The organism is Novosphingobium sp. (genome assembly GCF_037133355.1).
Lineage (GTDB): Bacteria > Pseudomonadota > Alphaproteobacteria > Sphingomonadales > Sphingomonadaceae > Novosphingobium.
In genome coordinates this window covers 16,121-38,473 of the sequence record NZ_JBAXOI010000025.1, presented here as the reverse complement: position 1 = coordinate 38,473, position 22,353 = coordinate 16,121, and the positions used below count along the sequence as shown (strand labels likewise).

Here is a 22,353-nt window from a genome sequence, read left to right as displayed (position 1 = left end):
TTCCAATGGGCAGACTCTACATCAGATCGAGGGATCTTTCGGGGGGCAGGTCATACACCTGACGTGTCACGCAGTCCGACCGTAACTGGGTTGGGTACAGACTTCCGGCTTTCAGATTGCCCATAGTGGAAATAGGCTCCGCTGCGCCGCTTATGGATCGGCACGCTCGATTATCCGCAGCACTAACTGGGCTTGACAAATCCCGCCGGAGATTCAGGACTGCTTTCATCCACGACAGAGCCGAACCACTCAATAACACGAAGGAAATCCTCGGGGTCAGACCATGCTAGGCATGGCAGCAATTTGAATGGGCAGGGACGCACGGATCAACCCTGCGCAGCACTGTTCGATGCGATAACTTCAGACATGAGCTGCAAATCGGCAGAGCCATCATCAATCCTGTGGCTCATGATGATCGGGGAAGTGGCCGGCTCAACGATGCTCCGATACGTGACATCGTGCGATCTTGATCGCGTAATCGACTCTGGGACAACCGCCACCCCTTCTTCGGCTGCGACCAGACCGATCGCGATCTGCAGTTCGCGTGCTTCATGTATGACGCGCGGTTCATGCCCATAGTCGCGAAACAGAGACAAGACTTGGTCAGCATAGCTTGGCCTTGGCGAGCGAGGGTAAATGATTTGCGGCTCTTGCGCGATCCTGTGCAGGGAAACCGGATTGCTCTCTCGGGCAAGGGAATGATTGATCGGTAATGCGACAACGAGGCGCTCATGGGTCAGCACCGTGCGTTTTACGGCTGCATCGTCGAAGCGTATTCGCCCGAAGCCCACGTCGATCCGGCCATCCTTCAAAGCGCTGATCTGCTCAAGTGTCGTGCATTCGATCAAAGTCAGCTCGAGATCAGGCGCACGCTTGCGAAACTCGCGAATGTATTCGGGCAGACGGGCATACATCGTTGACGCCACGAAACCGATCGTGAAGCGGCGTCGTTCGGCAGCGACCGCAGCTTGCACCATGGCTTTCATATCGTCCATACGGCCAAGCATCTGCAGGGCCTGCTCCTGGAACAGCAAGCCTAGCGGCGTAAGCTTCATGGGGCGGACGTGCCGGTCGATCAGCGGTGCCCCCACCTCTTCTTCGAGCCGTTGGATCGCGCGGCTGAGCGGCGGCTGAGCAATGTGCAGCCGTTCGGAGGCGCGTGTGAAGTTTCGCTCGCTTGCCACGACGAGGAAATAGCGAAGCTGCTTTAGATCCATAATTATACCTTGAAGGTATCATTGCGCAACCGCAATGGTCTTGGATCATTCGGCCGCCAAAGCATACCTTTGCGCCATAGGAACAACCAACAAGGAAGCACAGGCGCGATGGCTGTTATTGAGCATATCGATACCTGCATCGTCGATGTGCCGACCATTCGCCCGCATGTTCTGGCGATGGCCACAATACATTCGCAGTCGATGGTGATCGTATGCCTTACGGATAGCGACGGTGCGCAAGGCATCGGCGAAGGCACCACGATCGGCGGGCTCAGCTATGGCGAAGAGAGCCCGGAAAGTATCAAGTCTGCCATTGACACCTACATCGCTCCCATCCTGCGCGGGCGCAATTCGGCGCAAGTCGGCGCCGCGGTCGAAGCGATAGGCAGATCAGTGCGCGGCAACCACTTTGCCAAGTGCGCGGTCGAGACTGCGCTGATCGACATGGCCGGAAAGCGGCTGGGCATGCCAGTGTCCGAATTGATTGGTGGCGGAAGGGTGCGCGGATCGCTGCCTGTGGCCTGGACTCTGGCCAGCGGGGATACAGCCCGCGACATCGACGAAGGCGAGGCCATGCTAGCCCAGCGCCGCCACCGGATATTCAAGCTCAAGATCGGCAAGCGCTCTGTCGCGGCCGACGTCGCGCATGTCGGAGCGATCTGCAAAGCCTTCGCCGGACGCGCAAACGTGCGGGTCGATGTCAACCAGAACTGGTCCGAGCCGCAGGCCAATATCGGAATGGGCCTGTTGCACGACGTCGGCGTCGATCTGGTCGAGCAGCCGGTGGCGCGCGATGACGTGGATGCCATGGCGCGGCTTTCGGTGCGCCATAGTGTGCCCCTGATGGCTGACGAAGCGCTCAATGGACCGCGCTCGGCGTTTCGCCTTGCGGCAGCTGGTGCAGCGCGGGTCTATGCGGTGAAGATCGCCCAGTCAGGCGGCCTTCATGCCGCAAGCGCCGTCGCTGCCATTGCCAGCGCTGCGGGCATAGGACTCTACGGCGGGACCATGCTCGAGGGCGGCGTCGGAACAGCCGCGTCGGCCCACCTCTTTTCAACGTTCCCCGATCTCACCTGGGGCACCGAACTGTTCGGACCGCTGCTGCTGACCGAGGAAATCCTGGCTGCGCCTCTGACCTACGCTGATTTCGAACTCACCGTGCCAACCGGCCCGGGCCTCGGCATCGCGCTCGATACAGACAAGATCGCTTACTTCCGGCGGGATCGCACCGCCCCCATCGTTCACGCTGTCGCCTGAAAGGACCCGAGATGCTTTTCAAGGTGGAAATGATTGTTGCCATTCCGCCCGGGTTCGATCCGGCGGAAGCCGCGAGGCTCAAGATGGAAGAGAAAGCGCGGTTTCAGGAACTGCAGGCTGCGGGAACCTGGCGACATATTTGGCGCGTGGTCGGCCAATACGCCAACGTCAGTATCTTTGATGTCGCCAGCAATGCCGAACTGCACGACCTTCTCGTGGGCCTGCCGCTGTATCCCTTCATGACGGTGACCGTCACCGCGCTGTGCCGCCATCCTTCATCAGCGCACGACGACGACCGCTGAAAACAAGCGCGAGAAGGCCGCAACCAGAACAAGACCGACCGGAGAGACGACATGGACAAGAGCTTCATCAAGACCGCCGAAGTGCAGGCGCTGTTCGACAAGGCAGCTGGCCTCGACAGCGATGGCGGCAACACGCGCCTCAAGGCGATCACCCGCGATCTGCTTGAGGCGGTGGCAGCCATAGTCGTCGATCACGATGTGACGGAAAACGAATTCTGGGCGGCCGTCAAATATGTGCAGGACGGCGCTGGCGAGATCGGCCTGATCATTCCAGGCATCGGCCTTGAACACTTCATGGACTTGTTCCTCGATGCCAAGGACGCCGAAGCAGGCAAGACTGGCGGCACGCCGCGCACGATCGAAGGGCCGCTCTATGTCGCTGGTGCGCCGCTCGTCGAAGGGCTCGATGTGAACCTGACGACCGATCCTGATGACACGACGAACCTCTACATGACCGGCGTGGTCACCGGGCCGGACGGAGAGCCGGTGCGCGATGCGATCCTGCATGTGTGGCACGCGAACTCGCGAGGCTGGTATTCGCACTTCGATCCGACGACCGAGCAGACCCCGTTCAACAACCGGCGCCGGATCAAGCTGGGACCGGATGGCCGCTATGCATTCAGGTCTAAGATGCCTCGCGGCTATAGCGTGCCGCCGGGCGGCGCGACCGATGTCTACATGGCAGCGCTTGGCCGGCATGGAAATCGCCCGGCGCATGTGCACTTCTTCATAGAAGCACCCGGCTACCGCCAGCTGACCACGCAAATCAATTTCGGGGATGACCCGTTCGCCAAGGAAGACTTCGCCTTCGGCACACGCGAAGGCCTTCTGCCAGTGCCGATCTGGCAGGGCGATGCCGCCTCGATCGCGTTCGACTTCGTGCTACAGCTTGCCGATGCCGCAGACGAGCAGCAGTTCTCGACGCGCAACCGCGCAGCAGCGTAAACGCCAGGAGCTGGAAGCCAGCAATGTCGAAGATTTACGATGAGCCAGCTGCTGCACTGCAAGGGCTGCTGTTCGATGGTATGACCGTGATGTCGGGCGGGTTCGGCCTCTCGGGCAATCCAGAGAGCCTAATCCCAGTCATCCGCGCGGCAGGCGTCACCGGCCTGACCGTGATTTCGAACAATGCCGGCGCGGATGGCTTCGGGCTGTGGATGCTGCTGGAAAGCCGCCAGATCCGCAAGATGATCGCCTCCTACGTGGGCGAGAACAAGCTGTTCGAGCAGCAGTACCTTTCCGGCGAGCTGGAACTGGAACTGACGCCGCAAGGCACGCTTGCCGAGCGAATCCGCGCAGGCGGTGCGGGCATCCCCGCGTTCTATACCCGGACGGGTGTCGGCACCGTGGTGGCAGACGGCAAGCCGACCGAGCTGTTTGAGGGGCATGAATATGTGCGCGAAACCTGGCTGCGGGCCGATCTTTCCATCATCAAGGCGTGGCGCGCGGATCCCGAGGGCAACCTGATGTTCCGCAAGACCGCGCGCAACTTCAATCCCAACATGGCGACCGCCGGGCGGATTACCGTGGCGGAAGTGGAGGAGATCGTGCCCGCTGGCACTTTCGATCCCGACTGCATCCACACGCCTGGGATCTACGTGGACCGCCTTGTCGTCTCGACCATCAACGAGAAGCGCATCGAAAAGCTGACGACCCGGCCGAAGGAGCCTGCATAATGGCTTTGACCCGCAATGAAATGGCGGCCCGCGCGGCGGAAGAACTGCGCGATGGCTATTACGTCAATCTTGGCATCGGCATACCCACGTTGGTCGCTAACCATGTGCCACACGGGATCAAGGTCACGCTGCAAAGCGAGAACGGGATGCTCGGGATCGGGCCGTTCCCCTATGAAGGTGAGGCCGATCCCGACCTGATCAATGCCGGTAAGCAGACCGTGACCGCGCTGCCGACTTCGAGCTTCTTTTCCTCGGCTGATAGCTTCGCCATGATCCGAGGCGGCCATATCGACATGGCCGTGCTCGGCGCGATGGAAGTGGCGGCCACTGGCGATCTGGCCAACTGGACGATCCCGGGCAAGATGGTGAAGGGCATGGGCGGCGCCATGGACCTGGTTGCTGGCGTGAAGCGGATCGTGGTGGTGATGGACCACTGCGCCAAGGATGGCAGCCCTAAGATCCTCGAAGCCTGCACCCTTCCGCTGACTGGCAAGGGCGTGGTTGATCTCATCATCACCGACCTTGCCGTGATCGCGGTGGACAAGCGGCACGGCGGATTGACGCTGCTGGAAGTGGCACCAGGCGTTTCTCCAGAAGAAGTGGTTGCAAGGACCGGTGCGCCGCTTGCCATGGGAGTACCAAACTGATGCCGTTTTCAGTTTCAGCCGGCACCCGCATCTACTGGAAGCTGGAAGGCGAAGAGAGTGCTCGCGGTCTCGTCCTGCTGAACTCGATCGGCACGGACATGGACTTGTGGGACGCTGCCTTGCCCGCACTTCGCAAATCTTTCAGGCTGCTGCGGATCGACACGCGCGGCCACGGCGCGTCCGATGCCCCTGCCGGAGACTACACGCTGGCTGAGTTGGCAGGCGATGTGTTCGGCGTGATGGACCATGCCGGGCTGGCAGAGGCGGCGATTGCCGGGGTTTCGCTCGGCGGGATGATCGCGATGGAAATGGCGATGACGCAGCCAGGCCGCATCTCGCGCCTCGCCCTCATCTGCACATCGGCAACTATGGACCCCGGGGCATGGAACGACCGGATCACCAAAGTGCGGTCAGAGGGCATGACCAGCATTGCCGAGATGGCGATGGGCCGTTTTCTGACTCCAGATTTCATCGCTGCCAATCCCGCGCAGGCCGCAACGCTGCGGCGTCAGCTCTCCACCATGTCGGCGGTGGGCTATGCCGGATGCGCGGCGGCTATTCGCGATATGACGCTTGCCCAGCGTCTCGCCGAGATCATTTGTCCTGCGCTGGTTGTGACCGGTGCGAAAGACGTCTCGACTCCGTTCGAAGGTCACGGCGAGCATCTGCTTCTTGCGATCTCTGGCGCGCGGCACGTGGTGATGCCCGGTGCACATCTCGCGCCGATCGATGTGCCCGAGGAACTGGCCGCTGTGTTGCTATCCTTCATCAGCGCGGGAGCGGCACAAGGCTGAAATCCAACAGCAAGCTGCCCGCCTGCTATCAGCCTGAAGTGGCCCGCTCTTCCTCAATCAGCTTCTGCAGCAGCTTGCGAACCCGCACCGGGCCGACATCGTTCGACATCAGCACCGGGTTGAGTTCAAAGAAATCGGCATCGCCCATTTCCCGCTGGACGCCGGTGATGATCGGGCCATCCTCAGCCTCGAACGTGTCATGCATCGCCTTGATCTTCATCGCGTTGTACTCGGCGTTGTCGATGTCGTGATTGCGCCGAGTCGCAAAGAAGTAGTGGGTCGAAAACTGGCTTTCAGGAGTGGCGGTATGCAGGTCGTACTGCATGACCGCATCCTCAAAAGCGAGGTCTCCCTGGACCGCGCCTACGGACAGCTGGATGTTCGCAGGCGGCGTCCAGGTGATATCGAAGTACTGACGCGCCTCGGCATCGGGTTCGGGCAGGAAGGGTGCGAGGATCAGCATTGCTGGCTGCTGCTCCCACTCCCAGCGTGAGGAAATCGAGCGCGCAGTAGAGCGGATCTTGGGGATCTTGGGAGAGAGTTTCCCGCGCGTCGAGATGATTTCGCCGTGCACGTGATCGATATGGCTGAGGTCCATGACGTTGTCGATGATGAGCTCGAAATTCGCCTCCATGTGCATGTAGGTGTAGCCTACCGCGTTGGGCCCACTATCCTCCAGCGGGCTGAAATCCGGAAGAAGACCCGGATCGGCGACTTGCTCACCCATCCAGATCCAAATGAAGCCATGCCGTTCAAGCAAGGGAAATACCCGAACCTTGGCACCATCCGGGATATTGCCGTTGCCGTGTGGATTGTGCGTGCATGCCCCGCCGCTGTTGAAGCGCAGGGCGTGGTAGAAACAGGCTACCTCATCCCCTTCGCGCTTGCCCATGTGGAGCGGCGCGAACCGGTGCGGGCAGCGATCATGCAGCGCGACGGGCGAGCCATCTGCCAGCCGGTAGATCATCACCGAAGTATCGAGGATCTTCCGGTGAAACAGCGCCTGCGCGTTGACCTCGGTCGAAAGCGCGGCGACATACCAGGTATTGGTGAGATAGCGCGCGGGTATCTTGGCGGCTGCATTGGCCGGGGCGTTCATCGGGCTCTCCATGTCCGGGGTGTGTTCAGGGCTGCGCCAGTGCGCTGGCGGGTTGTTTCATCCGTTCCATCATCCGCTGAAAAATCGTGACGGTTCGGTCTGCGGCGTTGGGCATGATCATTTCGCCTGGCGACATCGCGATGATGCGGGCCTGTGCTTCGATGATCTGTTTGTCCTCCAAGAAGGCTGCCATCGCGACATCGATCATTTGCTGAGCAATGATTTCATCACCAAATGCCGCGCCCGGCCCCCACGAGAAGAAGTACCGCGAACTGTCGGCAGTGAGCGGAGTGACCGCCTGGCAGGTGAAATTGGAAAACAGCACATCGCCCGCCGGGGCCTCATGATTGCAGGCGGCAGCCGTGCCCGGGGGGTGGAGCGAGGTGTGCATCAGAAACACGCCGGGGATCAGGAACTCGTAGCTGGCCCACATGTCGACGCTTTCATGGGCGGCGAGCGAGGGCAGTGGCGGCAGCGGCGGTGCGCCTTCGACCCAGCGATCAACGCGCACCCCGCGCGCGATCTGGGTGGTGCGCGGCTGCCGGGTGATCCATCCCGTCGTCGCACCGAACGAGGCCACGTGCACATAGGCGAGGTGCGAAAGATCAAGCAGGTTGTCGTTGATCAGCTCATGCGGCGCGGCATAGTCTAGCTGGCCTGTCTTCAGCACCCACTCGGGATCATCGAGGCCGCGCGCGTGGGGCAACAGGGCCGGATCGGCAAGGTTGGGATCCCCCATCCATATCCATGCCCAACTCCCTTGTTCGGCGACCGGATAGGTCCGGATACAGGCTGATTTGGGAATCACGTCCTGCCCGGGAATCTCGACGCATTGCCCTTCCGCCGTGAAGCGCATGCCGTGGTACATGCAGCGGATATCATCGCCCTCGATCCGCCCGAGCGACAGCGGTGCAAGCCGGTGGACGCAGCGATCGGCCATGGCCACGAGCGTGCCACAACCCTTGCGGAAAAAAACGACGGGTTCGCCCAGCAGCGTGCGTGAATGCGGCGTTCCAGCGGTGAACTCGTAATCCCAGCCGGCGACATACCAGCAATTGCGGACGAAATTCGGATGAGCGTTGGTCATGGTCGATATCCCTGGGAAGCCGGGCGGCAGCGGTGCTCTGCCACCCGGATAGGAAGGGGGGGGAAGCGCTGTCGGCTCAGCCCCGTCAGAACTTCACGCCGAAGCGCAGATACCATTCGACCGGACGGTTCGGGGTGCCGAAGATTATCCCCGCCCCGTTCTGCTGGGTCCCCCCGGACGTGAGGAAGCGTTCGCTGGTGAGGTTGGTGCCGCCAGCGGTCAGCTCCCAAACGCCGTTGCCTGGCTTGTAGGTGGCGCTGGCATTCAGGATGTCGGTTGCCGGACGCAGCAGGGTGAGCGTGCGCTCCGTATCGTTCCACTGCGAGGATGTGTGCGTGTAGTCCGCCAGCAGGACCAGTGAACCTGAGCCGTGCAACGATAGCTCGTAGCGGGGGCTGACGTTGAACTTCCACTTCGGTGTCTTGGGCAGCGTCACCCCGACGGCCGTGCCGGCCTGGTGCGGACCGGGCGCAACGACCGCCTGCGGCAGCACATCGGTGTAATAAGCGTCGGTGTATCCGATCGAGGATACGATCGAGAAGTTGCGGGTGGGGGCCGCAGTCAGTTCGATCTCGAATCCCTTGATCCGCGCAGTGCCCGCGTTCTGGATCGTGGGGGAAACACCCTGCTGGAAGTTCAGCTGGATGCCCTTGAACCGCGTGGTAAAAGCGGCCGCATTGATCTGCAGGCGGCGATCAAACAGCGTCGATTTCACGCCTATCTCGAAGCTTTCCGCCTTTTCCGGATCGAAGCTGGGTGCGTAGGGTAGCGGGTTGGAAAGCCGTGTGGTCCAGCCGCCCGTCTTGTAGCCGCGCGCGAACGAGCCGTAGGCCATGAGATTGTCTGATGGGTGCAGTTGCACGCCGATCTTCGGTGCGAAGTTGCTGAACGATTTGTTCTGGGTCGGGGTCACGTAATAGCGCAGCGGCTGCTGCGGGTTGGTAAAGCCCAGCGCGCTTGTGCAAGGATCACCGAACACGGGGCAGTTGAACAGCTTGTAGTTGAAGCCGTTAAGGTCGCTCTGGCCGCCGTTGATGCTCTTGTCTTCGTGGGTGTAGCGCCCGCCGACGGTGATGCCGATCAGATCGTTCAGTCGGTAATCGATCTGCCCGAAGAAAGCGTAGTTTCTGGTTTTCAGCTTGTTTGGCCCCGCGATCTGCAGCAGCCCCTGATCGAACGTCACGAAATCATTTAAATCATTGTTTTCTTTGAAATAATATGCGCCTAGAACATACTTCAGCTGGTTGGAAAAGGCCTGCCCGGTCAGCTGCAACTCCTGGCTGAACTGCCACTGGCGCAGCGAGAAGGCGAATTCCAGAATGCGGATAGGCGCATTGTCGGCATCGAGGCCGCTGCTCCAGTCGATCTTGCGGTAACTGGTGATCGATTTGAGCGCGAGGTTATCTCCCAGATCAAAATCGATCGTGCCGGCGATGCCCCAGTTCTTCATCTTCGAATAGCTGTTGCCAGTCGCAAAAGTCTTGTCCGGATCGGTGGTGACCCAGCGGTTGTCGATCGGCAGGCGGTCGTTGTTCGGGTTGCCATCGACATTGACACTGGCGAGGCCGCCAAGCTGCTGCCCGGGATTGAGCGGGGTTCCGCGCGATCCGCACAGGGCGGTGGCATTGCGGGCGGCGATTTCGGCGGCGGTCGAGCCGATGCAGAAATTGTAGAGGCCGGCGAAGTTGAAGCCATTGGGCGTAAGGCCCGAGGACGCATCATACAAGGCCGTTGCGCCCAGCCCCGGAATGACCAGCGCCCGATCGACGGTCGGGGCAAACGGGCCGGGATCATTGGCAGTGACGGCGAGGACATTGTTGGCCGTGGCAGCCTGATCCTGCCGCAGATAGTCGCCCGAAATCGTCAGGCGCAGGCGGCTGCTGGCGTCCCAACGCAGTTTACTGCGAACCGTCCACTCGTTCGCGCCGCCATTGCTGTTGGCGCCCTGATAGTAGTTCGAGCGGAATGCTTGATCGACATCGCTCACAAAGCGACCTGCGCCGGGATAATCGACCCGCTTCTGGAAGCCGTCCCGGTCCTTGGTCGAGAACGTGAGGCTTGCGCCCAGCGTCTCGGTAATGGGGACGTTGGCAGTTCCCCTGAGATCAAGGCGATTGTAGCGGCCCATGGTGATGTCACCGCTAAAAGAGAGCTGCTTTCCGGGATTGCGCGTCACGATGGAGATCGCACCGCCGATGGTGTTGCGGCCAAACAGCGTGCCTTGCGGGCCTTTGAGAATCTCGACTCGCTCGACGTCGGGAAGATCAAGGTTCGCGCCGACGGTCCGCGCGAGATAGACCCCATCCAGATAAACGCCGACGCCGGGATCAAGATTGGCAGCGAAATCGTTCTGGCCGATGCCGCGGATATAGGCCGAGAGCACTGCGGTGGAACCCGAAAACGGTGTGCCCGCATCGAGCGAAACGTTTGGTGAGATGTTCGCGAGCGAAGACACATCGCCAACCGCGCGTTCCTTGAGCGAACTGGCTGTGAAAGCGGAAATTGCGATCGGCACTTGTTGGACATTTTCCGCGCGCTTCTGTGCAGTGACGACGATCTCTGCGATACCACCGGTGTCTTCAGCGGCCGTCGTTTGCTCCTGCGCGTGGACCTGCGCCGGTAGCAGTGTCGCAAAGATCGTCACCAAAGCTGTCGAACCAAACAGTTTCATCATTTTACCCCCCCTTGTTCTATTGTTTCAGGCGTGAAGCGCGCCGCGCAGGCGCGTGTGGACTTGTGCCAGCGCAGACTTTGCGCCCGCCGCCCGCGCCAACTTTTCAAATTCCAGCGATTGTGAGGCGATGCCGAAACCGGCCGAGACTGCAGCTGCAACCAGCGCCGGGCCGTCAGCAGGAGCGAGCACCCGGACCAGCAGCGTACGCCCGGTCAGCAGATATTCGGCTGCAACGCCGCCGAACGCGGTTGCCGCCCGCGCCATCACGCCGCTGCTTGCGGCGCCCGCAAAATCGATGAAAGGAACCGGCGGCAAAGCGTCTGGTAATGCTTGCCCGGCCAGCAGGCTCTTGCGCGCAAGCCATTCGGGCGCGTTGTCATCTGGAATTGCCCGCGCGCCGGGTGTTCCAGCGATGATCTGGGCGATGAGCGGTGCGTAGACGGCGAGCACTTTGGGCAGGCCGACAAGCGCCGTGGTCAGTTGCAGCTTATCCGATCCGCGCGCGCCGAAACTGGCCCGGTCGAATGCGGCGGTCGTGAATGCGATAGTGTGCGCGATGACATTGGCGATCCGCAGCGGACGCAGCGCGCCGATCAGCTGGTCGGCTACGGCGATGCTGTCGATCTCGACCCGCAACGGGCTCAATTGGGGTGCCGAAGGGGCAAGCCAAAGGCCGAGCTGGGTGACCAAGCCTAGGTCAGATTGCGTGAATAGCCCATCGAGATAGGGTCCGAAATTGTGCTTGAACATCTGCCAGGTGCGCGAATTCGGCACCGCGCCCATGCCAAGGCGCACGACATCGCCGCCGGGTAATACGACCTCGGCCCCGCACTGCATCAGCACGCGGTCGCCATAAGGCGTGTACCCGAACTGGCGGGAGAGCGTGGCTGCGGCGACCGAAATATCGGGATGAATGGTCGCATCGATCGACAAGGGCAGTTGCCTTCTCGCGATCTCCGCGCCCAGTTGGCGAAAGGTCACCCCCGGCTCGACCAGAGCCAGCGCGTAGTCCCCGTCTAGATCGTTGATGCGCGCCATGCCGGTCAGATCGATCAGCACGGCGGGACTGGGCGAGGCGGGCAGGACGAGCCCGGTGCCGAACGCATCCACGGCCACGACATGGTTTGCGCCGCTGCCGCGAATGCGGGCTAATACAGCTTTCAGTGCGGCAAGATCGCGTGGGCTTTCAATGCCCGAAACCTGCGTGCCGACAGCCGCTAGGCGAGCGATCAATGGCTTGAGATCCGTCATCGCTTCCACCTCAGCGCTTGGATTTCGGGGCAGACAGCCAGCGGGCGATGGCCTTGACCTCGGCGTCGGAAAGCTCGGTTCGGCGGAAAGGAGGCATCATCTGGAAGCCCTGGCGGACCGCCGTGGTCACGCGTTCCGCGTTTAGATCGCTGCGCTGTTCGAGCACTGCAACGTCTGGCCCGCTATCGATTATAAGGCGCGCGGTGCCGGGGTGGCCGGGGCCCGAGGCATGGCAGGAGGCGCAATTGCGGGCGAACAGGGTCCCGCCATCTGGCGCGGCATGGGCGAGTGACCCGGTGGCGAGGCCCAGCAAGGCCAGCGGGGTGATCAGCGATTTCATGACGATGCCTTTTCCGGCCAGATGCCGCTTTTGCCCGGGGCCATGATGCCGGTGGGATCGAGCGCGCGCTTAATCCGCTGGCTCAGCTTCATCAGCGCATTGTCGCCCCAGCCATAGGTGCCGGCGATCTGGTCCATGAAGCTAAGGTGCCCGCGGTATTCGCCGTAGCCGCGCTTGGCCGCCTCATCGATGAGTTCTGTGACCATTGTGATCAGGCGGCTGCGCTGATCCTCGTCACTGCGCGAGAAGATCGGCTCGACGATGTGGTGCATCGCGCGGAAGCCGACGATGAACATGCCGGTGTAGTCGAACCCATGCCGGTTGCAGATCGCCTCGGCGAGCCGGTACTGGTCGAGCGCGGTTTTGCCATCGACCGGCGCCACCGGCGAAAAGCCAAGGTGTGCGCCGTTGGGCATCCAGTTAAGAATGCCGAACTCGGTCATGTTCGGTTCGCCGCGCATCAGCTTGGTGCGGTAACCGAACACCACATCGCCCTTGCGGTCGTCTGCCGTGAAGAAGCGAGCGCCTTTGACCGTGGCGAAGCTATCGCGGATCACCTCCCAGTGGGCGTCCATAACCGGTTCTGGGCCATAGAGCGCCGCGTAGAAGTTCCATTTGCCGACGTTTAGATCCGCCATCATGCGGCGGCGTGCTGCTTCCGGCAGAGGTCCAGCATCGACATGGTACTTCGTGCGGTCGAGCGAGGTCGCCGCTTCCAGATTGAGGCTGCAGGTAACCGCTGCATTGGGGATGACGTGCGTCATCTTCAGCGGGCGGATCAGGTCCGAGACCGGTGCGATGTCCTCATCTTCCGCAAACGTGACCAGAAACGGCCTGTATCCTGGCGGTTCGGGCATCAATTGGATGCCGACCTTGGTGACGATGCCGAAATTGGACTGCGTGAAAATGCCGTCAATCCACGGCCCGCTGCCATAGCGATAAGTGTGATTGCCCGTCTGGCTACCATCCTGTGCGGCCATGCCGGTGTCCACAACGGTGCCATCAGCCAGCACCACCTGCATGCCGCATTGCCACATGAAGCGGTCGCCATACGGGGTGTAGCCGACCCCGCGTTCGAGCATGTTGCCCATGATGCCGCCCCAGCCGGGCGAGGGCGTATCGATCCAGAGCTTCGAGCCAATCTCGCGCAAGTGCCGATATAGTTGGAAGAACGAAACGCCCGGCTCGACTACCGCGTAGGCCAGCTCTTCGTTGACTTCGAGGATGCGATTGTTGCGCTTGAGATCGAGTGTCAGCGTGCCGTGCTTGCGGGGCGCTGAGCCGCCATAGGCTAGGTTGCGCCCGGTCGAGATCGCCCAGACCGGTATTTGGTGATCTCGGGCAATGGCTATGATCCGCGTGATCTGGTCAAGGCCAAGCGGGGCCGCGATGGCAGAGGCCAGATTGACCGAAACATCCTCGAAGGCGAAGTGATCGCTGTAGGCGGTGATGTCCTCGTCGTTGGCAAAGACCCACTCCGGCCCGACGACCGCACGCATGGCCGTGAGCGCCTGGGCAAACTGCTGCGCGGAAACACCCGGGGGAAGCAGGGCGCTCATACCGGCATCCTCTCAAACAGGAAACTGTTGAGGAAAGCCGGACCAGCATGCGCGGGGGTTGCAACCTTCTGGGCAAGTCTTGCCTCGGAGTAAGAGAATCCGGGCCTGCGCAGAGTTAGGGCCAGCGCGCTGGCCCAGTTCGCTCCGGTCCGTGAAAGACCAGATGCAACTGCCCCGACCAGAGCGGCATTGCCCAGAAGCCGGTGTTCGATCCGGCCTGTGCTGCGAAGATGTTCGGCGCTAAAGACAGACCGATAGCCTTCGGCAGCGAGCAACTGCTGCAAGGGAAAGGCATCGGACTGTTGCGCTATCGCAATCACGCGTGGCGTTCTGAAACCGCCGCTGGCCAGTGCCGTGAGGGCCACATCACATTGGCCGGCTCGGACTGCCTGGCCGCACCCATCCTGAAAAAGCACGCCATCGGCGAAGCCATTGCCGATCAGGATGGCGGCATTGCCGATCTCGATCAACTGCGCGGCCTGAGCGGGCAGCGCACCCAGTGCGCAGCCGAGCAATCCGCCGGCCATGACCTGGCGCCTATTTGGCATCTTGTTCTCCCGAACGCGGCATTCGTAATGCGCCGCGCTTCGGGAGCCTGCTCTGCATACGCCGTGCCAAACTAAGTTTTTGGCAGATTTCCCGGAGTTCTAGCGGCTCAAGCCCGCTGGCGTCTCAGATTGATGTTCGCAATTAGACACATTTACGCTGAATTCTGTTCAGGATTGCACATCCGCTGGCCGGTTCCGTTTGAGCCAGTAGTTGACCTGGGACCGGGTCATGCCGGTCAGCCGGGCTGTTTCGGATACATTGCCGCCAGTTCGGGCCAAGGCCTCGCGTATCATCGCGGAGACCGCGCCGTCTGCGCCAAGGCCGCTCTCGAGCATCTGGCCGCCAAGCGATCCAGTTGCAGAGGTGCTGCTGCGCCGATCAAGCAGGTAGGCGCGGAAGGGATCGCCGCCCTCGGCATCAGCGTCCCGGTCTGCTTCGGTCATCAGATGGTGCACGTCGATCGGCAGATCATCATCCGCAAGAATGACCCCGCGCTCGACGATGTTTTCCAGTTCGCGCACGTTACCGGGCCAATCATATGACATGAAAGCGCGGAGCACGTCTTGCGAGAGGGTCTTCAGCGTTTTGTTGTGCTGGCGGGCAAATTTGCGTTGAAAGTGATTGATCAGCAATGGAATGTCCGCGCGCCGTTCGCGCAAGGGGGCAATGCGCACAGGGAACACATTGAGCCGGTGAAACAAGTCCGCCCGGAAACGCCCGGCCTTGATGTCATCTCGCAGGTTGGCATTGGTGGCCGCGATGATCCGCACGTTTGCCGTCAGCGGCGCAATCCCGCCGACCCGTTCGAATTCGCCTTCTTGAAGGACACGCAACAATTTGCCCTGTGCCGAATGCGTAAGGGTTCCAATCTCGTCGAGAAACAATGTGCCGCCGTCGGCGCGTTCAAACCGCCCAGGACGGGTGGCGACGGCCCCGGTGAATGCGCCTTTCTCCACGCCGAACAGTTCAGCTTCAACCAGGTTTTCAGGGATGGCCGCGCAATTGATCGCGATCATCGGCTTGTCCGCGCGTTTGCTGCGCTTATGCAATTCGCGTGCAAACACCTCCTTGCCGACACCGCTTTCGCCAAGGAATAGAACCGGTGCGTTGGTCGGTGCAACTTTATCGATCAGGTTGAAGACGACGTTGAACGCGGCCGATGCGCCGACGATCGTGCGCGTACCGATACGCAGGTCGCTGTCGATCCCGGTATCTGCCTTTGGCGAACCTTTGGGCCGGGACGAATAGTTTTCAGCGCGGAAATAGCGAAGCTCGCTCTCCGGATCGTCCCATTCCTCTGCAGGCTTGCCAACAAGAAAGCACTTGCTGTGCCCCATCGCGACGCATTCAAGCTCGCGGAACAGAAACGGCCTGCCAAAGAAGGCCGAGGCATAACCTGACGCGTACCCGACCTGCTGCCACCCGCCAGGCTGGTGACCTACACCGAGGTGGGCCAGATGGCTCTCGCACTCGGCTGAATGGTGCCAGAAATATTCGGTGTAAAACCGCCCCTTCTCGGGATCGACGTCGAAAATGATGGGCTCGACCTTGACCATACCCTTGAGCGCATGGAGTTGAGGCCCGGCAGAAAACGCGTTAAACACCGAAGTGTCCTTACGCACGCGAATGGCGAGTTCAGCTTCCACACCGCCCAGTTCATACCCCAGCCTGGTCATGATCGCGCGGGCACGCTCCAACCCGACTGCCAGGATAAGTTCGCGGCGCATGATGCCTGAGGCCTCATGTTCGGTTAGGATCATACGCCGGCCGTCCAGCCAGATCGAGGCCTCGTCTGGCATGAAATGGAGCGACTTGCGAAGATCGTCGAACGCCGGTTCCTGCGGAATCTGTGCGTGCATATCGCCTTTTGCCACTTCCAGATCCTCTTTTTCTGGCTCGCGAGGAGGCTCGAATGATGCCAGCGATACGCGCCGCAGCCGTCATGAAAAATGCCAGGCAAGAGAGCTTGCGGCGCGCCTGCCGTCAAGACCAAGCACACGGCGATCGTCCTAAGCATACCTCTTGGCATTTCTTAGCGCCACCGACCGCTTCGAAGCTGCTTATCGGCAGCTTCTGTAAGGACCGGACGTTCGCAGTTGTAGATGAGAATGACCGAGTGTGGTCGTCACCGGAAGCTCGCGACACAGTATCCCCTTGGGTGCCATCTCGATCTCAGTGCCCGCATCCAGCTCCGCAGCAGCTCCTGAAAACACGCCCTTGCGTTCCTCTTTCGTTCCCATTAAGGATGTTTCCTAGCCCTAGGATCAAATCCTAGAATCGCAGGAATGCAGACCATGGACGATCCACGCGCAACGCTTGACGAGTTGATCCGCCAGCGCGGTGTCAACTACTCGTCGATCTCGCGGCTTCTCGGCCGCAACGTATCCTACATCCAGCAGTTCATCCGCAAGGGTAGCCCGCGTTATCTCGACGAGCGGGACCGGCAGATTCTGGCCCAGTTCTTCGGTGTCGATGAGGCCGTGCTGGGCGGGCCGACTGCTTTGGCCACACCGATCGTGCAGCTGGTCCAGATCCCGGTTCTGGATATCGAGGCCTCGGCAGGTCACGGCGCTTTGGCTGGCTCCGAGGCCAAAGCCGGCCAGTTCGGTTTTGACGACAAGTGGCTGCGCAAGCTGACCCAGGCCAAGCCCACCAACCTTTCGATCATCAAGGTCACTGGCGATTCGATGGAGCCGACCCTGCACGACGGCGACGAAGTGCTGGTCGATGTGTCGGACGAGCAGTCCAAGCTGCGCGACGGGATCTATGTCCTGCGCATGGACGGGGCGCTCAACGTCAAACGGATAGCGATCGAGCCGCAGGCGCGGAAAATTTCGGTGGTTAGCGACAACGCGGCCTATCCGAGCTGGCAGGGGCTGGACCGCCGCTCGGTCAATATCGTTGGCCGCGTCCTCTGGTTCGGCCGCAAGGTCTGATACACCGCCTCAGATCCCCATCTCGAACGGCTTGACCATCGCCTTCTGGCGCTCGGGTGGCTCCTTGAGCACCGGCGCCTCGTTCTGCAGCGCTGCCTCGGGTTTGCCCTTCATGAGCCCGGAAGCCGCCGCATCGCGCAGCAGGCCAACGGTTTCGAGGGCCGAGCGCTTCATGCCCGCGTTGCGAGCGATGGCCGCGCCCAGCCGCGAGGCATCGTTGACGAAGAGGGTTAGCCCATCCCGCAGGCGGGTGACGGTCACGAGGAAGGTTTGCTGGTTCGAGAGATTGCGCTCGCGGCTGTCCATCACCGCAATGCCGCGATCTGAAGTGAGCCCCTGCGCCATATGGGCATTGAGCGCGTAGGCCAGATCGAGCCGCTTCAGCATCGGATCGCTGGCCGGCAGCTCATGCGCGATGCCCGTCGAGGTCACCAATGAAACGCTGTCCCGGCCGATCGCGGTGATGCGTGCCTGGTCAGCGTTGATGAGCCCGCGGTTGTGGTCGGTTTCGGTCCAGCGGATCCGGTCGCCGGCGTGGATGTCGAGGCGCTTGACCTCGAAGAGACGAAGCGGGTCGTAGTCACCATTGGGGCGAAGCCGATCAACCCGCAACACGGTACGCTTGCCGCCTGCCCCCTCCAAGGTCACCGACCCGCGCTGCCGGTCACTGTCGATGACCGAGTAGGTCCCCTTCCCTAGCTTTTGCGCCCTATTGTCGCGGTCGAACACGGCGACCATCCCCGGGCGATAGCTCGATGCATAGCGCAGCTCCTCGCGCGTCGTGTTGACGCGGGAGAGCACGTCCAGCCTCAACGCCGTCTGACCCAGTTCGCCATTGGCCTTGAGCCCGGTCTGGACAGCGGCATTGACCTCGCTGCGCAGCGCTCGCCCCGAGGCATAGATCGCGGTGCGTTCCCGATCAGTCGGCGCAAGCGAAAGCCATGCCGCTGCCGCCTCGATCGCTGCGCCGTCGCCGACCTCGACGACACTCTTGCCGAGGTGCCGCAGTGCGTCATCGATCCGCCCGCCTTGTGCCGCCTCCTGCGCGGCGCGCAAGGCCTTGGTGCGGGCGCGGATATTGGTGTTCATCGTGGCGGTTTCGATGCCGGAGCGCTGCATCACATCGAAAGGCTTGCCTGCATCGACGGCACCCAGCTGCTTGCGATCACCGATGCTGGCGAAGCGGTCGACACCGAGAAGATTGGCGAGAACAACCAGCTTTTCCTTGTCGGCATTGCCGACCATCGAGGCCTCGTCGAGCAGAATCACGGCGCCTTTCATATCCGCCCGGGCCTCGGCGAGACGGGCTGGATCACCACCCTCCAGCAGGTCCTGATGGCGGCGCAGGAAACGCGCGACCGTCATCGACGGAATGCCGGTGTCGCGCTCGAGCATTTGCACCAGCGTGTTCTGCACGGCGAGACCCAGTACCACCCTGCCCTCCTCGCGAAGGATGTCGGCCACAGGTTTGAGCAGGCGCGCAACACTGGCGGATAGACATCCAGCAGGGATATGGGGAACGTAACGGTCCTGCCCCATGCCGTCTTTACCGCCACATCGTGCCTCGGATCGAACTCCATGAACCGGTAGCCGACCCCGTAGACATGCATCCACGCCAGGTAGACTTCGTGGTCGGACATACCTTCCGAAACGGTCCACCAGGTTAGCCAGCACATGACGATCAGCGCGATGATCAGCGGGCCTTTGAGACCCGCCGCGAACATGAAGCCGAAGTGCTCGATGAGCTGGCTGCCGCGGGTGAAATTGCCGAGATCACGCTTCATGGCTGCCTCCCTCGTCGGTCATTTCGGCGACACCAGCAGCGCGGCAACGGGCAACGAAGGCGGTATGTACCCGCTCACGCAAGGCATGGTCGCTGTGGCCGGCAAGGAGGGCATCAACCCCCACCATGGCAAAGAGCGACTGGCGGTAGAGCCGGAGCATGACGCTGCGATCACTGGCGACCGAGAGGTCGTTGTCGCAGGCGCGGACGATGAGCGTGCGCAGCCATTCGCTGACCGCCAGACCGCTGGTCGATGCGGCTGCCCGAGCCTGGGCAGCGAGTTCCTCCGAGACATAGGCCTGGAGGCATTTGGGTCGTGACATCGTTCAGATTCCTTCATGTGAAGGAGCCTGGTCACTCTGCGAAAGTGAAAATCATACTACGTCGGCATGCGGAACACGTCAAGAACATAGAAGGCCCGAGATCGTTCGGCCTTCGCCTCCACGCCACGAAACCGATTGGCCAGCCAGACCCGCAAGTCAAAGTGACGGGAAAGCGCCAAAGGGATCGAAGTCACACATTTTGCCATCTATTCCGAATACTTAGAACCTGCGACAAGTCGCGTACGGTGTGCCTGAATCTGTTCCCATTTCGTGCCTGTTGTGTTCGGGAAATCCAGCCCTATTTTCTCGGAGATATGGGCCTCAATCCCGCAGGATACCTAGCCGATCAGGCGTCTGAGGGAAAGCTGCGGCGTTTGCCGTTTTCTACCAGTGTTCCCCTCCACGGAAGCAAATGGCCACTTCATCCGCGCGATCTGTTTACAACAGGGATCGCTCCTCTGATTAGTGTTTCGAACGGTTCAAAGGCAAAAAAGAACGCGCGAAGGCCCCGGATAGGGGATCCCGATCAAAGGCTTTCACCGAGCCAGTTAGCCGATAACGGCGCTACTTCGAGCGCCGCTTCTTGGTGGTCTCAGCCGGCGCTGCTTCCTTGGCCTTTGCGAGGAAATCGACGTGCTCGGCGATGATTTCGCAGCCTTAGCGCTCAGTGCCGTTCTGGTCGGTCCAGCGGGTATAGTGGATGCGGCCGGTGACAGTGATCATCGCGCCTTTGGTGACGTTCTCGGCGACGCATTTGCCGACGCCGTTGACGCAGGTGATCCGGTGCCATTCGGTCTCGGTCTGGCGGTTGCCCTCAGCGTCCTCGAAGCCGCGTGTGGTGGCGAGCGAGACGGTCGTGATCTTGGCTCCGGATTGCGTTTCGCGGGTCTCGGGATTGTTGCCAACAAAACCGACGAGGGTGACGGTGTTCCTCATGGGATTTGCCTTTCGAAGCTCTTCTGTCCGTCCAGGAGACCATCCCCTTGACCGAGCCCCGATGAGGCCGGGCACGGTCAGGTCTGCACCGAACGCAGCGAGGGAAACGCCGCTCGAATGATTGGTGCGGGCAGCCGTTCACCGAATGGCAACACGGTCCGCACGAGTGCGCGTTGCAGTCCCTGTCCGGGTTCGGTCAGGGGCTTGTTGAAGTCATGAAGGGGGGGTCTTGGACGTGACGGAACTTGTTGGCCGAGGGTATGAACCACCGCTACAGGGGTTGCATTCAGGGCAAATCTGCCCGCGAACGGGAGCAATAGTTAGTCCACGGATTTCAGCTTCCGACCAGAGCCGGCTGTTCAGATCAGCTACCGCGGGTGTCCGCATCTCGCAGAACCTGCCGCAAGGCTCTTTCAAGTGAACTGTCAGATATGCGCAGCAGTCCCGGTCATTGGGGCGCATGCATAAGTTCCTCGGAAACACACGTTAATCTGTTGGCGCTTGAGTGGCTGGAATTCTCTGAATGCTGCTAGCTGCGGCGGCTTCCCGTTGACATAATCCGCTGTCATCCGCCGCATAAATGAAAACGATTTCCCGAGTTTCAGATGCCTATCTAGAGTCCGGCTCGTCAGAACAGAAACAGGGGAGATGGCCATGAGGCCGGCGCTGGAAGGAAAGGTCGTCCTAGTAACTGGGGGTGCCGGAGGTATCGGCGCGGCGGCCTGCTCGGTGCTCGCAGAGGCAGGCGCGCGACTGGTCATCAGCGATATCGCGATCGAGGCTGGTCAGGCCATTGCGGATGGGCTGTGCGCAAAGGGCCACGATGCCATTTTCGCGCCTGCCGACCTGTCGTCGGAAGCGGCAATCGAAGGCCTCGTTGCGGCGACGGTGGCCCACTATGGCCGCCTCGACGGAGCGTTCAACAACGCCGGGATGGAGCAGCACAACACACCGCTCGACGAACTTACGCTGACGCAATGGAACAGCGTCATTCAGATCGATCTGACGGCCGTGTTCCTTTGTATCAAATACCAGGTGCCGGCGATGCTGAAGACCGGCGGCGGCTCGATCGTCAACACGGCTTCCGGCCTTGGCCAGATCGCCATACCCAATGCGGTGGAATACATCGCGGCCAAGCACGGGGTCATCGGCATAACGCGCGCCGCTGCAGCGGATTATGGCGCGAAGGGAATCCGGGTAAATGCCATCCTGCCCGGGATTGTGCGCACGCCGATGATCGAGCGCCTGAGCAGCGAACCCAGCTTCAGCCAGCATGTCGAAAAGCTCAAGATGCGCCATCTGATGCAGCGCTTCGCCGAGCCCCATGAGATTGGCGAGGCGGCCAAATGGCTGCTGTCGGAAGGGGCTTCATTCGTGAACGGCATTGCCCTGGCCGTCGACGGCGGCGCGCTGGCAAACTGACCCAGGCGATGCCATCAAACGCGAGGAAAAACCGCATGCAATGGTGGATCGATTACTTCAACGATGTGGACACCATGGATACCGAACGCTTCGGGGCATGGTTCGCCGATGACATGGAATTGCAGTTCAACAATGCCCCTCTGATCCATGGGAAGGCGGCTGTTCTGGGGTTCCTGCGCGAATTCACCAGAAATTTCAGCTCGCTGAAGCACAGCCACGGCCAACTTGTCGGCGATGAGACCAGCGCAGCGGGTGAAGCCATGATCGTTTTTGTTCGGCCCGATGATGCCAGGTACTCTGTGCGCGGGGTGACGATGGTGACTCGCGACGAAACCGGCTTTCGCCGCATGGCGATCTACGCCGATTTCTCCGAAATCTATGCAGCGGTGCAAGGAGCCTAGGGTCAGGTCTCGCGCCGGCTGGGCCCTTCGCCTCCCGTCTCGCTTTCAGATCCTCACCGGCGTATCGTATTAGAAATGCGCGGGATCACCGCGTACGCGA

General features: G+C 61.2%; 21 protein-coding genes and 1 pseudogene. 10 read left to right on the top strand and 12 right to left on the bottom strand.

Features of this window, described 5'->3' with window-relative positions; genetic code table 11:
• Positions 1-326 precede the first annotated feature (326 nt).
• Positions 327-1,217: a LysR family transcriptional regulator gene (locus tag WCL10_RS18650; RefSeq protein ID WP_336897151.1), complete on the bottom strand. Its 891-nt coding sequence runs from the start codon at positions 1,215-1,217 to the stop codon at positions 327-329.
• 108 nt (positions 1,218-1,325) lie between these two features.
• Here WCL10_RS18650 and WCL10_RS18645 point away from each other — a divergent pair, with 108 nt between their 5' ends.
• Genes WCL10_RS18645 through pcaD form a run of 6 tightly spaced genes read left to right on the top strand, consistent with a single transcriptional unit; the run spans position 1,326 to position 5,893 of the window.
• Positions 1,326-2,474, top strand: a complete 1,149-nt coding sequence (locus WCL10_RS18645; RefSeq protein WP_336897150.1) for a muconate/chloromuconate family cycloisomerase — start codon at positions 1,326-1,328, stop codon at positions 2,472-2,474.
• An 11-nt stretch (positions 2,475-2,485) separates the two neighbouring features.
• Positions 2,486-2,776 carry a muconolactone Delta-isomerase family protein gene (locus WCL10_RS18640; RefSeq protein WP_336897149.1) on the top strand — a complete coding sequence of 97 codons (291 nt, stop codon included), beginning with the start codon at positions 2,486-2,488 and terminating at the stop codon, positions 2,774-2,776.
• 51 nt (positions 2,777-2,827) lie between these two features.
• Positions 2,828-3,721, top strand: a complete 894-nt coding sequence (locus tag WCL10_RS18635; RefSeq protein WP_336897148.1) for a dioxygenase — start codon at positions 2,828-2,830, stop codon at positions 3,719-3,721.
• Positions 3,722-3,744: 23 nt separating this feature from the next.
• Positions 3,745-4,452 carry a CoA transferase subunit A gene (locus WCL10_RS18630; protein ID WP_336897147.1) on the top strand — a complete coding sequence of 236 codons (708 nt, stop codon included), beginning with the start codon at positions 3,745-3,747 and terminating at the stop codon, positions 4,450-4,452.
• Positions 4,452-5,099, top strand: coding sequence for a 3-oxoacid CoA-transferase subunit B (locus tag WCL10_RS18625; protein ID WP_336897146.1), 648 nt, complete (start codon positions 4,452-4,454; stop codon positions 5,097-5,099). The genes WCL10_RS18630 and WCL10_RS18625 overlap by 1 nt, the downstream gene beginning before the upstream one ends.
• Entirely contained in the window at positions 5,099-5,893 is a 795-nt protein-coding gene (gene pcaD / locus WCL10_RS18620) for a 3-oxoadipate enol-lactonase (RefSeq protein ID WP_336897145.1), read from the top strand. The genes WCL10_RS18625 and pcaD overlap by 1 nt, the downstream gene beginning before the upstream one ends.
• 28 nt (positions 5,894-5,921) lie before the next feature.
• Here the strand turns inward: pcaD and WCL10_RS18615 are convergent, their stop codons facing one another.
• The 6 genes from WCL10_RS18615 to WCL10_RS18590 all read right to left on the bottom strand — a co-directional run bounded on the left by WCL10_RS18615 (position 5,922) and on the right by WCL10_RS18590 (position 13,903).
• Positions 5,922-6,992, bottom strand: coding sequence for an aromatic ring-hydroxylating dioxygenase subunit alpha (locus WCL10_RS18615; protein ID WP_336897144.1), 1,071 nt, complete (start codon positions 6,990-6,992; stop codon positions 5,922-5,924).
• Between the two features lie 25 nt (positions 6,993-7,017).
• Entirely contained in the window at positions 7,018-8,079 is a 1,062-nt protein-coding gene (locus WCL10_RS18610; protein WP_336897143.1) for an aromatic ring-hydroxylating dioxygenase subunit alpha, read from the bottom strand.
• 85 nt (positions 8,080-8,164) lie between these two features.
• Positions 8,165-10,750, bottom strand: coding sequence for a TonB-dependent receptor (locus WCL10_RS18605; protein WP_336897152.1), 2,586 nt, complete (start codon positions 10,748-10,750; stop codon positions 8,165-8,167).
• 27 nt (positions 10,751-10,777) lie between these two features.
• On the bottom strand, positions 10,778-12,004 hold the full coding sequence (locus WCL10_RS18600) for an FAD-binding protein (protein ID WP_336897142.1): 1,227 nt from the start codon (positions 12,002-12,004) through the stop codon (positions 10,778-10,780).
• Positions 12,005-12,014: 10 nt separating this feature from the next.
• Positions 12,015-12,344: a cytochrome c gene (locus WCL10_RS18595; protein WP_336897141.1), complete on the bottom strand. Its 330-nt coding sequence runs from the start codon at positions 12,342-12,344 to the stop codon at positions 12,015-12,017.
• Positions 12,341-13,903 (bottom strand): FAD-binding oxidoreductase, encoded by a 1,563-nt coding sequence (locus WCL10_RS18590; protein WP_336897140.1) that lies wholly within the window; start codon positions 13,901-13,903, stop codon positions 12,341-12,343. Before WCL10_RS18590 ends, WCL10_RS18595 begins: the two co-directional genes overlap by 4 nt.
• A 203-nt stretch (positions 13,904-14,106) precedes the next feature.
• Between WCL10_RS18590 and WCL10_RS18585 the strand changes: the two genes are divergently transcribed.
• Positions 14,107-14,526 (top strand): hypothetical protein, encoded by a 420-nt coding sequence (locus WCL10_RS18585; protein WP_336897139.1) that lies wholly within the window; start codon positions 14,107-14,109, stop codon positions 14,524-14,526.
• A 93-nt stretch (positions 14,527-14,619) separates the two neighbouring features.
• Here the strand turns inward: WCL10_RS18585 and WCL10_RS18580 are convergent, their stop codons facing one another.
• Complete coding sequence (locus WCL10_RS18580) at positions 14,620-16,326, bottom strand: sigma-54-dependent Fis family transcriptional regulator (RefSeq protein ID WP_336897138.1); 1,707 nt, start codon at positions 16,324-16,326, stop codon at positions 14,620-14,622.
• 420 nt (positions 16,327-16,746) lie between these two features.
• Between WCL10_RS18580 and WCL10_RS18575 the strand changes: the two genes are divergently transcribed.
• Positions 16,747-17,388 carry a S24 family peptidase gene (locus tag WCL10_RS18575; RefSeq protein WP_336897137.1) on the top strand — a complete coding sequence of 214 codons (642 nt, stop codon included), beginning with the start codon at positions 16,747-16,749 and terminating at the stop codon, positions 17,386-17,388.
• 9 nt (positions 17,389-17,397) lie between these two features.
• Here WCL10_RS18575 and WCL10_RS18570 read toward each other — a convergent pair whose 3' ends face one another.
• The 4 genes and pseudogenes from WCL10_RS18570 to ssb form a co-directional block, all read right to left on the bottom strand.
• Positions 17,398-18,822, bottom strand: a complete 1,425-nt coding sequence (locus tag WCL10_RS18570) for an AAA family ATPase (protein WP_336897136.1) — start codon at positions 18,820-18,822, stop codon at positions 17,398-17,400.
• Positions 18,750-19,172 (bottom strand): hypothetical protein, encoded by a 423-nt coding sequence (locus WCL10_RS18565; RefSeq protein WP_336897135.1) that lies wholly within the window; start codon positions 19,170-19,172, stop codon positions 18,750-18,752. Before WCL10_RS18565 ends, WCL10_RS18570 begins: the two co-directional genes overlap by 73 nt.
• Positions 19,162-19,494: a hypothetical protein gene (locus WCL10_RS18560; protein ID WP_336897134.1), complete on the bottom strand. Its 333-nt coding sequence runs from the start codon at positions 19,492-19,494 to the stop codon at positions 19,162-19,164. Before WCL10_RS18560 ends, WCL10_RS18565 begins: the two co-directional genes overlap by 11 nt.
• A 660-nt stretch (positions 19,495-20,154) precedes the next feature.
• Positions 20,155-20,430, bottom strand: a pseudogene (gene ssb / locus WCL10_RS18555) (single-stranded DNA-binding protein); the annotation flags it as partial.
• A gap of 654 nt (positions 20,431-21,084) precedes the next feature.
• On the opposite strand from ssb, the gene WCL10_RS18550 reads away from it, so the two are divergent.
• Together WCL10_RS18550 and WCL10_RS18545 are read left to right on the top strand one after the other, a co-directional pair.
• Entirely contained in the window at positions 21,085-21,852 is a 768-nt protein-coding gene (locus WCL10_RS18550) for an SDR family oxidoreductase (protein ID WP_336897133.1), read from the top strand.
• A 35-nt stretch (positions 21,853-21,887) separates the two neighbouring features.
• Positions 21,888-22,253: a nuclear transport factor 2 family protein gene (locus WCL10_RS18545; RefSeq protein ID WP_336897132.1), complete on the top strand. Its 366-nt coding sequence runs from the start codon at positions 21,888-21,890 to the stop codon at positions 22,251-22,253.
• Positions 22,254-22,353: the final 100 nt, after the last annotated feature.